The following is a 12,047-nucleotide window of genomic DNA, read 5'->3' on the forward strand; positions in this document are numbered from 1 at the left end:
AATTACGAAACATGGGGATTGCGAAAGTCGTGACGGGTGGCTAGCGTGGGCGAAGCGAGGTCGCCCCCATCACCCCACCAGGAGGTCCGCATGACCATGCCCGTCTCGACGCTGACACACGTCGCGGCCCTGGCCGGTGCCGTGCCTCAGCTCACGGTGTCGCTCGACACCGACAACGGCGCCACCGTCATCGTGGGCGATTTCCCCGAGGCCTCCCTCTGCACCCACGCGTTCCGTCAGGTGATGGCGGACTGGCCTACGCAGTCGGACCACGCGCCCTGCGTCGAGGAGATCCACTTCGACGGCGCCGAGGCACGCGGCCCGGTGCTCGCGACCGGGGCCGTCCGGTGGTTCTCGACAGGGCTCGGGGCCCAGCGCGCCGTCGCGGCCTTGCGCGAGGCGCGCAAGGGACAGCCCAAGCTCAGCGTCCAGGTGAGGTTCGACGCCATGCTCGCCGTCTCGGTGGTGCGGATGGAGACGGACACCCTGAGCGACGAGGACCTCGACGAGGCGGCCATCGCCGCCTACGCGACGTGCGAGGCGGAGAGCCTGCTCGCGTCGGTGAGCGCTGCCGCCTGACCCGGCCGCCTGACGCGACTCCCTGACCCAGCCGCCTGACGCGACCGCCAGAATCAGCCCGCGCATCGGCCCGCGCATCGGCCCGAGCGGTCCGCCCGAGCGGTCCGGACCGAGCTGCCCGGACCGAGCTGTCCGGGCTTAGCTGTCCGGGCTTAGCTGTCGGCTGCCTCCTTGAAGGCCCGCCGCGGCTCGTGGATGCGGCCCATCGACACGAGGTCGCGCCGGAAGAACAGCGCCGTCGTCCAGTCCATGACCACGCGCGCCTTGCGGTTGAAGCTCGGGATCTGGGCCATGTGATAGGTCCGGTGCATGAACCACGCGGGCCAGCCGCGCAGCTTCACGCCCATGATCTGCGCGACGCCCTTGTTCAGACCCAGCGAGGCGACCGTGCCGAGGTGCTGGTGGCGGTACTCCTTGACCTCGCGCCCGCCCAGGTGGGCGGCGAGGTTCGCGCCGAGCAGCCGGGCCTGGCGCACCGCGTGCTGGGCCGAGGGTGCGCACCAGGCGCCCTCGCCCTTGGCAAGATCCGGGACCTGGGCGTTGTCGCCGGCGGCCCACGCGCCGGGCACCACCTCGCCGTCCTCGGTCGCGACCTGCAGGGTGGGCAGGGCGTTGACGTGTCCGCGCGGGCCCTTGGGCAGGTCCGTGTCGGCGAGCACCGGGTTGGGCTTCACGCCCGCCGTCCACACCACCGTGTCGGCGTCGAACTCCTGGCCGTCCGAGAGCTTGATCCGCCCGCCCTCGCAGGACTCGAGGCGGGTGGCGAGGTAGATCTCCATGCCGCGCTTGCGCAGCACCTCGAGGGTGTACCCGCCCATCTCCTCGCCCATCTCGGGCAGGATCCTGGTCATCGCCTCGACCATCACGAAGCGCAGGTCCGCGGGCTGGAGCTCGGGGTAGTGGCGCAGCGCCGCGCGCGCCATGTCCTCGGTCTCGGCGAACGCCTCGATGCCGGCGAAGCCGCCGCCGACGAACACGAACGTCAGCAGACGTCGGCGCATGTGCGGGTCCTCGGTGGACGCCGCCCGCGCGATGCGCCCGAGGATGGTGTTGCGCAGGCTGATGGCCTCCTCGACCCACTTGAACCCGACGCCGATCTCAGCCAGGCCCGGGATCGGCAGCGTGCGCGGCACGGCGCCGAGCGCGATGACGACCTCGTCGTAGTCGAGGTCGAGCGTGTCGCCAAAGTCCGTCTCGACCCGCGCCTGACGGTCGGCGTGGGTCAGCGCCGTCACCTTGCCCTGGATGACGCGGACGCCCTTCAGCTCTCGACGGAGCGGCACCACGACGTGGCGGGGCTCGATCGAGCCGGCCGCCGCCTCGGGGAGGAAGGGCTGGTAGGTCATGTAGGGACGGCGGTCCACGATCGTGATGTCGACCTGGTTGCCGGCCTTCTTCTTGAGAGTGAGGGCCGTGTACAGGCCCACGTAGCCGCCGCCGAGGATGAGCACTCGAGTGGTCATGGTTGTTGCCTCCTGGGAGTGCAACCGCGTCGAGGGTCGCACTGTTCCGATGTCGGGGTGCGTCGATGCGCGCGGCGGCGCGGGGAGCGCTCGCCGGGGACGAGACCGTGGGACATCAGGCGCGGTGATGCGCGCTGGCCGGTCCACCGAGGGCCAGTCTACCGCCGCCCCCCCAACGCGAAAGTGGGCCCACTTTCGCGGAGGACGGGGCAGGGGGAGCGGGAGGCGGGTGGGGAGCGCCGATGCGCTCGCCGGCTTCCCGCTACCGGTCGCCGACCATGGTGGTCACGTCGAGCAGGCGGTCGAGCTCGTCGACGGTGATCTCGCCGCGCTCGACGAAGCCGAGGTCGAGGGTCGCCTCGCGGACCGTGAGACCGGCCTTGACGGCGTGCTTGGCGATCTTCGCGGCGTTCTCGTAGCCGATCACGCGGTTGAGCGGCGTGACGATCGACGGCGACGCCTCGGCGTACCGGCGGGCGCGCTCGGTGTTGGCGGTGATGCCATCCACCGTGCGCGTCGCGAGCACCGTCGCCGCGTTGCCCAGGAGACGCATGGACTCGAGGACGCCCAGCGCCATGACGGGGATCTGGACGTTGAGCTCGAAAGCGCCGGATGCGCCGGCCCACGCCACGGTGGCGTCGTTGCCGACCGCGCGCGCGCAGACCATGAGCACGGCCTCCGGCACGACCGGGTTGACCTTGCCGGGCATGATGCTCGAGCCGGGCTGAAGGTCGGGCAGGGCGATCTCGGCAAGGCCCGTGTTGGGGCCGGAGCCCATCCACCGCAGGTCGTTGCAGATCTTCGTGAGCGACACGGCGATGGTGCGCAGCGCGCCCGAGACCTCGACCAGGCCGTCGCGCGCCGACTGCGCCTCGAAGTGGTCGCGCGCCTCGGTGATGGGCAGCCCGGTGTCCTCCGCGAGCAGCTCGATGACGCGCTGGGGGAAGCCGGCCGGGGTGTTGATGCCCGTGCCGACCGCGGTGCCGCCCAGCGGCACCTCGGCGACGCGCGGCAGCGCCGCCTGGAGCCGCTCGATGCCGTAGCGCACCGCCGCGGCGTATCCGCCGAACTCCTGCCCGAGCGTGACCGGGGTCGCGTCCATCAGGTGGGTGCGACCGGACTTGTAGACGTCGGCGAACTCGGCCGCCTTGGCCTCGAGCGATCCGGCGAGGCCCTCCAGCGCCGGGATCAGGTCGTTGACCAGCGTCGAGGTCGCGGCCACGTGGACGGAGGTGGGGAACACGTCGTTGCTCGACTGCGAGCAGTTGACGTGGTCGTTGGGGTGGACGTCGGCACCCAGCGTGCGCGTCGCGAGCGTCGCGATGACCTCGTTGGTGTTCATGTTCGAGCTGGTGCCCGAGCCGGTCTGGAACACGTCGACCGGGAAGTGCTCGTCGTGCGCGCCCGAGGCGACGTCGTCCGCGGCGGCGACGACCGCATCGGCGATGCTCTGGTCGAGGACCCCGAGCTCGGCGTTGGCGCGGGCCGCAGCCTTCTTCACGCGGGCGAGCGCCTCGATGTGGCGGCGCTCGAGCGTGGTGCCCGAGATCGGGAAGTTCTCGACGGCGCGCTGGGTCTGCGCGCGGTAGAGGGCGTGCGCGGGGACGCGCACCTCTCCCATGGTGTCGTGCTCGATGCGGTACTCGGCGGCGTCGTTGCTCTGCTGGGTCATGGGGACATTGTGGCAGTCCCGCCCTCGCGACACGTTCACGGAAATCGCGTCATCGCGGACGGGTATGGCCCTCTCACGTGGTGACGTTCGATCCGCAGCCCGCCAGGAGGAGCCGATGCACGAGCCGCGCAAGCCGTGGTCACCGCAGTCCCGCAGGGACCTGCGGGAGGTGCTCGCGCAGCCGTCCCACGAGCGGGCCGTGCAGCTGGCGGCCTCGCGCAACGCGCTGGTGCGGGCTACCCTCGCGGCGTCGCGCGAGACGCCCATCGGCGTGCTGATCCACCTGTCGACCGACGAGCACGCCTCGGTGCGCGCCGCCGTCGCCGGCAACCCCGCCGTGGCGACGTCCGTGACCACGGTGCGACGGCTCGCGACCGACCCGTCGCGTCCCGTGCGGGATGCGCTCATGATGAATGCGTCAGTGCCGGGATCGCTCGTGCGCCCCGCGCGGGTTCCCGTCCCCGTCGCCTGAGGCTCGGGCGGTCTAGCCCTCGCCGAGCTCGGCGCTGCCGGGAGGGTTCGCGCCCGGTCGCGACACCGTGATCGCGGCGATGCGCGCGCACCGGTCGAGGATTGCGCCCAGCGTCTGGTCGTCGATCGACCGCAGCGCTGCGCGGCGGTCGGCACCCAGCAGCCCCTCCGACCACAACCCGTCGATGAGCCCGCCCATGAACGAGTCGCCCGCTCCGACGGTGTCGGCGACCGTCACGGACGGAGCGTCGATCGACACCTCGCGGCCGTCGGCGACGAACGCGGTGGCGCCGTCGCCGCCGCGCGTCACGACCACGAAGGCGGGGCCTCGCGCGGCCCACGCGTGCGCGACGGCGTCGACGTTCTCGCCGCCGGTCAGCCAGTGGATGTCCTCGTCGGACACCTTCACCACGTCGGCGAGGTCGATGACCTGCTCGATGGTGGCCAGCGCCTGAGCGGCGTCGCCCATGAGCGCGGGGCGCGCGTTGGGGTCGTAGGTGATGGTCGATGTGCTGCGCGCATCGGCGAGCAGGCTCACGACGTCGGCGCCGCCCGGTGCGATGACCGCGGCGATGGATCCCGTGTGGACGACGACGGGCTCGGGCGTCGGAGCTGCCTCGGCGGGCACCTCCCAGGTGAGGTCGAAGTCGTAGGTCGCGGCGCCCGTGGCGTCGAGCGTCGCCGTGGCGACCGACGTGGCCGGTGCCGTGTCGGACCCGGCGACGAGACGGACCCCCGAGGCCTCCACGTGGTCGCGCACCTGCTCGCCGTGCGCATCGGCGCCCAGCCATGTCAGCAGCTCGACGGAACGGCCCAGCCGTCCCAGCCCGATGGCGACGTTGGCGGGGGACCCGCCCGGGTGCGCGTCGGTGGTGCCGTCCTGGCGGCGCACCACGTCGACGAGCGCCTCGCCGATGACCAGAGCCGTCTCGCTCACTCGTCCTCCTCCGTGTCCTGCGCCTCGGCGACCACCGCGACCACGCCGGCATCCGCGTCATCGTCCTCGCCGCGCGCCTGGGTGATGCGGTCGCGTGCTCCGTCGAGAAGGTCCTGGCAGCGCGCGGCGAGGGCCTCGCCGCGCTCCCACAGTCCGAGGGACTCGTCGAGGGTGGCTGCGCCCGCCTCGAGCTTGGCCACGATGGCGATCAGCTCGTCGCGCGCCTGCTCGTAGGTGAGGGTGTCGATGTCGGCCTGAGACATATGCCACACGCTATCGCGTCATCGTCGCTGGCTCGGGCACTCTCAAGGGGTACACCAGCATGTACGCCTCTTCACAATGGAGTGATGACCGATGTTCAGTGAGAACTACTCGCGACAGACCGCGCTGGCGAGCGTCCAGAAGGCGCTCGACCCCAACCTCTCCGACCACGAGCTCGCCGTCCTCGCCCGTTCCGAGGAGGCCAAGGTTCGTGCCGCCGTCGCCGAGCGACCCGCCATGCCGCTCACGTCGCTGCTCAAGCTCGCGCAGGACGTGTCCCCCGTGGTGCGCGCCGGCGTCGCCCGCAACCCGCGTCCCGACATCCCCGAGGACCTGCGCCGCGACCTCGCGGCGGACAAGTCCCCCGAGGTGGTGTTCGCTCTGATCGAGAACCCGGCGGTGCCGGACTCGATCATCGCCAAGCTCGCCCGCCAGGTGCACAAGGAGTACGCGGCCACCGCCCGCGCACGCCTCGCCTCCAAGGGCGGCAGCTCGCGCATCCTTGGACGGCTCGGCATCGCCACGAGCCACTAGACCGGAGGACGGGTCCCGCGGCCGTACTGAGGGGTGCCGCGCTGGAGCCCTGGGCGTCCCGTGAGGACGTCCGGCTCGCGATGGTTGGTCGCGGGACCCGCCTTCCTCCGGACTCGCCGGCGCTCGCGCCGCCTCCTGCCAGAGCTGACTTCGTCCTGAGTCGTCGTGGTCCCGAGTCGTGTTAGGACGGAGCCGTCAGGCGTCGTCCGACGCCGTCACCGCCGTGACCGCCGCCTCGAGCTCGCCGCGCGCGACCCGGACGTGGAGCGCATCCCCGTCGCTGAGGGTCGCCGCGTCCCTGACGATCGCGCCTGACGCGTCGCGCGCGATCGCGTAGCCCCGGTCGAGAGTGCCCTGCGGGCTGAGGGCGCGCAGGCTCGCCGACAGCTCACGCGTGACGGCATCGGCGCCGGTGAGCACGGACACGAGCGCGCGGCCGGCGTGCTGGCGCAGTTGGCCCAGCCGGTCCGCATGAGGGTCGAGCATGCGCTCGGGCTGCGCGAGCACGGGCCGTCCGCGGAACTGCTCGAGCCCGCTCGCCTCGCGGTCGAGGCGATCCTCGACCGCGCTGCGCATGTCCCGCACGGCACGGGTCAGCCCCGCCCGCTCCGCCTCGGCATCGGGGACGATGCGCTTGCCAGCGTCCGTGGGCGTGCTCGCCCGGTAGTCGGCGACCAGGTCGAGGACGGGGGAGTCCTTCTCGTGGCCGATCGCGCTCACCAGCGGCGTCTCGCAGGCTGCTGCGGCGCGCACGAGCGACTCGTCGGAGAAGGCGATGAGGTCCTCGAACGAGCCTCCGCCGCGCGCGACGACGATCACGTCGACCTCGGGATCGCCGTCGAGTTCGCGCATGGCCGCCGTCACCTCGCGCACGGCGTGAGCGCCCTGGACCGAGACCCGGCGGATCTCGAAGCGCACCGACGGCCAGCGGCGCGTGGCGTTGACCACCACGTCGTGCTCCGCATCGCCCTGCGTCGCGCACACCAGGCCGATGGTGCGCGGGATGAACGGCAGGGGGCGCTTGCGTTCGGCGTCGAACAGGCCCTCGCCCGCGAGCGTCTCCTTGAGCGCCTCGATGCGGGCGAGCAGGTCGCCCACGCCAGCGTGGCGGATCTGATCGGCGTCCAGCTTGAGCTGCCCGCCGCGCGACCACCACCGCGGCCGGGCATGCACCACCACGCGCGAGCCGTCCTCGAGGTCCGCGCCCATGCGGTCGAGCACGCTCGCCTGGGTGGACACCCCCAGCGTCATGTTCTCGGACGCGTCGCGCAGGTCGAAGAACACCAGCGACTTCCAGCGCGAGGGGCGCAGCACCTGGCCCTCGACCCAGACCGGACCCATGCGGTGGACGTACTCGCCGATCTTGGCGGTGAGGTGGCTCACCGGCCAGGGATGCTCGGCGCTCGTGTCGGCAGCCTTCGAGGGAAGCTCTCCGGGCCGGGAAGCATCGCCACCACCCGAGGCGTTGGGGGAGGAGAGGCCGTCGGTCACGCCCCCTAGCGTGCCACGTAGGATGGAGAACATGCCTGACACCACCGCCAAGCGCGTGCTGCTTGCCGCGCCCCGCGGCTACTGCGCGGGCGTCGACCGCGCCGTCATCGCCGTCGAGAAGGCCCTTGAGATGCACGGGTCGCCCATCTATGTCCGCAAGGAGATCGTCCACAACAAGTACGTGGTCGAGACGCTGTCCGAGCGCGGCGCAGTCTTCGTCAACGAGACCGACGAGGTGCCCGAGGGCGCGCGCGTCGTGTTCTCCGCGCACGGCGTCTCGCCCGCGGTCCGGGAGAGCGCCGATGCGCGCAACCTCCTCACGATCGACGCCACCTGCCCTCTGGTCACCAAGGTGCACAAGGAGGCGGTCCGGTTCGCCAAGGCCGAGCAGACCATCCTGCTGATCGGCCACGACGGCCACGAGGAGGTCGAGGGCACCGCGGGTGAGGCTCCGGAGCACACCATCGTCGTGAACTCGCCGGAGGAGGCCGACGCGATCGAGGTCGCCGACCCCGACAACGTCGTGTGGCTGTCGCAGACCACGCTGTCGGTCGACGAGACGATGGAGACGGTGCGCCGCCTGCGCGCGCGCTTCCCGAACCTCCAGGATCCGCCGAGCGACGACATCTGCTACGCGACCCAGAACCGTCAGGTCGCTGTGAAGAAGCTCGCGCCCGAGTGCGACCTCGTCATCGTCGTGGGCTCCGCGAACTCGTCCAACTCGGTGCGCCTCGTCGAGGTAGCGCTGCAGGCCGGTGCGCGGACGTCCTACCGGATCGACCGTGCCAAGGAGATCCGCGACGAGTGGTTCGAGGGCGTCGAGACCGTGGGCCTCACCTCCGGCGCGTCGGTGCCGGAGATCCTGGTCAAGGACGTCATCGCTGACCTCGCCGATCGCGGCTACGCGACGGTTGAGGAGGTCCGCACGGCGACCGAGGACCTGATGTTCTCGCTGCCGCGTGAGATCCGTGCGGACATGAAGGCCCAGGAGGCCGAGCGCGCCCTCCGCGCCTAGTGCCGAGCCGCGGCGCATGCGCCGCGTGCGCGAGCAGCGCGCGCGAGCCGGGCACGAGAGCGGGGCGTTGCGCGCGAGAGCGGGGCCTTGCGCGGTCGCGCCTGACGCGACCCGAGCGCCGGTCGCCCGTTCCTGCCTTAGCGTCCAGATGGTGGCTGGCTGTCGGTTTCGCGAGGGTCGTGTGCGGTGATGGTGCCTGAGCGTCGGGCGCGGCCGCGGCCGCGGGTCAGGTGGCGCGGTCGTCCGTGAGCTCGGGCGCCGCGAGCTGCCGGACGTCGGTCTCGACCTGGCGTGACTCCGCAAGCTCGTCCTCGATGTGCTGCATGGCGCCGAAGCGGCGCGCGCTGACGAGGACCCGAGACTCGAGCGACGCGACGGTGTCGTTGTAGGCCTTGCCGGCGGAGTCGATCGCCCGCCCGACCTTCGCGAGATGCGCGCCCATGGTCGACAGCCGGTCGTACAGCTCCTTGCCCGTCGCGAGGACCTGCTGAGCGTTCTGCGCGAGCGCGTCCTCCTTCCAGGCGTGCGCGACGGTGCGGAGCATCGCCACGAGGGTCGTCGGCGTCGCGATGACGACCCGCTTCCCGAACGCGTACTCCTGGAGGTAGGGGTCCTGCTCGACGGCGGACTGGTAGAACGCCTCCGACGGGACGAACATCACGACGAACTCCGGCGCGGAGTCGAACTGCTCCCAGTACCGCTTGCCTGACAGGTCGTCGACGTGACGCCTCACGTGCTTGGCGTGGGCCTGCAGCCGCTCCGCTCGCACCGCCTCGTCCTCCGTCTCGAACGCCTCGAGGAGCGCCGCGAGAGCGACCTTCGAGTCGACGACGATTGACCGCCCGCCTGCCAGCCGCACCGTCATGTCGGGCCGCAGGTTGCGCCCCTCGCTGTCGGTGACGGACTCCTGCTCCTCGAAGTCGACGTGCTGCACCATGCCGGCGAGCTCGACGACGCGGCGCAGCTGGACCTCGCCCCAGTTGCCGCGCACGTCCGAACGCCTCAGCGTGTTGATGAAGTCCGTGGTCTTGCGGTCCAGGCGGGCCGAGGCCTCGACCATCTGGCGCACCTGCTCTCCCATGGCCGCCTGGCCTGCGGCGCGAGCCTTGTCCGCCTCGGTGGTCTGCAGCTGCACCTTCTGCAGGGCCTCGGCCATCGGCTCCACGAGCTGGCGCACGGCCTCCTCGCGGCGCGCGAGGGCCTCCTGGCCCGACTGCTGCGCCCGCGTCAGCCGTTCGTTCGCCACCTGAAGGAAGGCCTCCTGGTTCGCCGCGAGGGCATCGGCGCTCAGCGCCTTGAACTGAGCGAGCAGCCTGTCCTGGTCCCCGCGGACCTGAGCCACGTACCTCTCGTGCTCCTGCTGAAGGCGTGTCTCCCTCCCAGCGGCCGCATCGGCCTCCCGGCGCAGCCGGTCCTCGAGCGCGGCTGCCTCCGCGCGTGCCTGGGCGAGGGCGGCTCCGCCCGTGCCGGAGCGTGCCCCGAGCACGTATCCGGCGCCCAATCCGAGCAGCACAGCGACGATCGCGATGATGGCTTCAGTCATGCGCCCATGGTCGCGCGGGGGTCTGACACGGCGGGGGAGAACGCGCAGGGGCCCCGCATCGTGCACGATCCACGCCTGAAGTGTGACGAATGTCACAGGAAAGCGCTGTTCTGTCACGATTCGGACACGATGACCGTCTTCACGGGTCTCTCGATACATCTGTGAAACAAACACCGACTTATCCTGTCCAGGCTGTCCGGCGCACCAGCCGGCACCACTGTCGCCGTCGCGAAACCCCGTGGCGGCGCCATCCAAGCCCGTCAATCACGGGCGCAAGGAGGAATAGTGAAGATCAACAAGAAGATCCTCGGGGGTGTGGCCGCGCTGAGCGCTGCGAGCCTCGTCCTCGCCGGATGCTCCTCGGAGGAGGAGCCGGAGAGCACCGCTTCCGGTTCGGACACGCCCGCGGAGTCCTCGAGCGACGCGATCATCCTGGCGAACGGCTCCGAGCCCCAGAACCCGCTGGTTCCCGGCAACACGAACGAGACCGGTGGTGGCAAGATCATCGACTCGATCTTCGCCGGTCTCGTCTACTACGACGGCGAGGGTGCTGCGCACAACGAGATCGCCGCCGACATCGTGGTCGAGGACCCCCAGAACCTCACCGTCACCCTTCAGGACGGTTGGGCGTTCACCGACGGTGAGGCCATCACCGCGAACTCGTTCGTCGACGCGTGGAACTACACCGCGAACCTCGACAACGCGTTCTACAACTCGTACTTCTTCGAGGACATCGAGGGCTTCTCGTGGGACGAGCCCGTCGAGGCCATGTCCGGCCTGACGGTCGTCGACGACCTGACCTTCACGATCGCCCTGAACAAGCCCGCCGCTGACTTCGCGCAGCGCCTCGGCTACTCGGCGTTCTACCCGCTGCCCACCGCGTTCTACGACGACCCCGAGGCGTTCGGCGAGAACCCGATCGGCAACGGCCCGTACATGCTCGCCGGTGAGGGCGCGTGGCAGCACGACGTCCAGATCGAGCTGGTCACCAACCCCGACTACGCGGGCCCCCGTGCCCCGCAGAACGGCGGTCTGACCTTCACGTTCTACGCCACGCAGGACGCGGCCTACGCCGACCTCCTCGCGAACAACGTCGACGTGATCGACGGCATCCCGGACTCGGCCCTCGCCGTGTACCAGGACGAGCTCGGTGACCGTGCGGTCAACCAGGCCGCCGCGATCTTCCAGTCCTTCACCATCCCGGAGCGCCTCGAGCACTTCTCGGGCGAGGAGGGCCAGCTGCGTCGTCAGGCGCTGTCGCTGTCGATCAACCGCCAGGAGATCACCGACGTGATCTTCGAGGGCACCCGCACCCCCGCGTCGGACTTCACCTCCCCGGTGGTCGACGGCTGGTCGGACTCCCTCGAGGGCGCTGACGTCCTGGGCTACGACCCCGAGCGCGCAGCCGAGCTGTGGGCCGAGGCCGACGCGATCAACCCCTGGACCGGCACCTTCCAGCTCGCGTACAACGCCGACGGTGGCCACCAGGCCTGGGTCGACGCGACCGTGAACTCGATCCGCAACACGCTCAGCATCGAGGCCGAGGGCTACCCCTACGCCACGTTCGCCGAGCTCCGTGAGGACGTCTCGACCGACGTGATCGAGTCGGCCTTCCGTACCGGTTGGCAGGCGGACTACCCGGGTCTGTACAACTTCCTGGGCCCGCTCTACGCGACCAACGCTGGTTCGAACGACGGCGACTACTCGTCGGCCGACTTCGACGCGCTCCTCGAGGAGGGCATCTCGAACGGCGACGCCGCGGCTCGCAACGAGCTCCTGCAGGAGGCGCAGGAGGTTCTGCTTCAGGACCTGCCCGCCATCCCGCTCTGGTACTCGAACGTGAACGGTGGATTCTCCGAGAACGTGTCGAACGTCGTGTTCGACTGGCACTCGGTCCCGCTGTACTACGAGATCACCAAGAACTAAGCGGTTCACACCGAGGGCCCGCCTCGCCTCAGCGCGGGGCGGGCCTTCGGTCGCCCGCATGACCCTCGCATCGGCCGATCGCCGATGCGCGTGCCGGGTTGTCGAGCGACGGCGCCACGTCTTCACAAGAGACGGTCGATGCGCGTCGCCCCGCC

The 12,047-nt window shown here is 70.8% G+C and carries 11 protein-coding genes; 5 read left to right on the forward strand and 6 right to left on the reverse strand.

Annotated elements, in window-relative coordinates; translation table 11 throughout:
• The first annotated feature begins 90 nt into the window (after positions 1 to 90).
• Entirely contained in the window at positions 91 to 579 is a 489-nt protein-coding gene (locus B7K25_RS10425; protein WP_084106000.1) for a hypothetical protein, read from the forward strand.
• 152 nt (positions 580 to 731) lie between these two features.
• Here the strand turns inward: B7K25_RS10425 and B7K25_RS10430 are convergent, their stop codons facing one another.
• The gene (locus tag B7K25_RS10430) at positions 732 to 2,042 is read right to left on the reverse strand and encodes an NAD(P)/FAD-dependent oxidoreductase (RefSeq protein ID WP_084106001.1); all 1,311 of its coding nucleotides are present in this window, start codon (positions 2,040 to 2,042) and stop codon (positions 732 to 734) included.
• 262 nt (positions 2,043 to 2,304) lie between these two features.
• Positions 2,305 to 3,714: an aspartate ammonia-lyase gene (locus tag B7K25_RS10435; protein WP_084106002.1), complete on the reverse strand. Its 1,410-nt coding sequence runs from the start codon at positions 3,712 to 3,714 to the stop codon at positions 2,305 to 2,307.
• 115 nt (positions 3,715 to 3,829) lie between these two features.
• Here B7K25_RS10435 and B7K25_RS10440 point away from each other — a divergent pair, with 115 nt between their 5' ends.
• Positions 3,830 to 4,186, forward strand: coding sequence for a hypothetical protein (locus B7K25_RS10440; RefSeq protein ID WP_084106003.1), 357 nt, complete (start codon positions 3,830 to 3,832; stop codon positions 4,184 to 4,186).
• Positions 4,187 to 4,198: 12 nt separating this feature from the next.
• Here the strand turns inward: B7K25_RS10440 and B7K25_RS10445 are convergent, their stop codons facing one another.
• Both B7K25_RS10445 and B7K25_RS10450 read right to left on the reverse strand, forming a co-directional pair.
• Positions 4,199 to 5,122: a carbohydrate kinase gene (locus tag B7K25_RS10445; RefSeq protein ID WP_084106004.1), complete on the reverse strand. Its 924-nt coding sequence runs from the start codon at positions 5,120 to 5,122 to the stop codon at positions 4,199 to 4,201.
• On the reverse strand, positions 5,119 to 5,385 hold the full coding sequence (locus tag B7K25_RS10450) for an exodeoxyribonuclease VII small subunit (protein WP_084106005.1): 267 nt from the start codon (positions 5,383 to 5,385) through the stop codon (positions 5,119 to 5,121). Before B7K25_RS10450 ends, B7K25_RS10445 begins: the two co-directional genes overlap by 4 nt.
• A gap of 91 nt (positions 5,386 to 5,476) precedes the next feature.
• Between B7K25_RS10450 and B7K25_RS10455 the strand changes: the two genes are divergently transcribed.
• Complete coding sequence (locus B7K25_RS10455) at positions 5,477 to 5,917, forward strand: hypothetical protein (RefSeq protein WP_084106006.1); 441 nt, start codon at positions 5,477 to 5,479, stop codon at positions 5,915 to 5,917.
• A gap of 195 nt (positions 5,918 to 6,112) precedes the next feature.
• On the opposite strand, the gene xseA is transcribed toward B7K25_RS10455, so the two are convergent.
• Entirely contained in the window at positions 6,113 to 7,408 is a 1,296-nt protein-coding gene (gene xseA, locus B7K25_RS10460; protein WP_234988184.1) for an exodeoxyribonuclease VII large subunit, read from the reverse strand.
• Between the two features lie 31 nt (positions 7,409 to 7,439).
• On the opposite strand from xseA, the gene B7K25_RS10465 reads away from it, so the two are divergent.
• The gene (locus B7K25_RS10465; RefSeq protein WP_371328300.1) at positions 7,440 to 8,423 is read left to right on the forward strand and encodes a 4-hydroxy-3-methylbut-2-enyl diphosphate reductase; all 984 of its coding nucleotides are present in this window, start codon (positions 7,440 to 7,442) and stop codon (positions 8,421 to 8,423) included.
• A gap of 226 nt (positions 8,424 to 8,649) precedes the next feature.
• Here the strand turns inward: B7K25_RS10465 and B7K25_RS10470 are convergent, their stop codons facing one another.
• On the reverse strand, positions 8,650 to 9,966 hold the full coding sequence (locus B7K25_RS10470) for a DNA recombination protein RmuC (protein ID WP_084106009.1): 1,317 nt from the start codon (positions 9,964 to 9,966) through the stop codon (positions 8,650 to 8,652).
• 285 nt (positions 9,967 to 10,251) lie between these two features.
• Between B7K25_RS10470 and B7K25_RS10475 the strand changes: the two genes are divergently transcribed.
• On the forward strand, positions 10,252 to 11,892 hold the full coding sequence (locus B7K25_RS10475; protein WP_084106010.1) for an ABC transporter substrate-binding protein: 1,641 nt from the start codon (positions 10,252 to 10,254) through the stop codon (positions 11,890 to 11,892).
• Positions 11,893 to 12,047: the final 155 nt, after the last annotated feature.

The sequence above is a fragment of the Demequina sp. NBRC 110056 genome (assembly GCF_002090155.1).
Classification (GTDB): domain Bacteria; phylum Actinomycetota; class Actinomycetes; order Actinomycetales; family Demequinaceae; genus Demequina.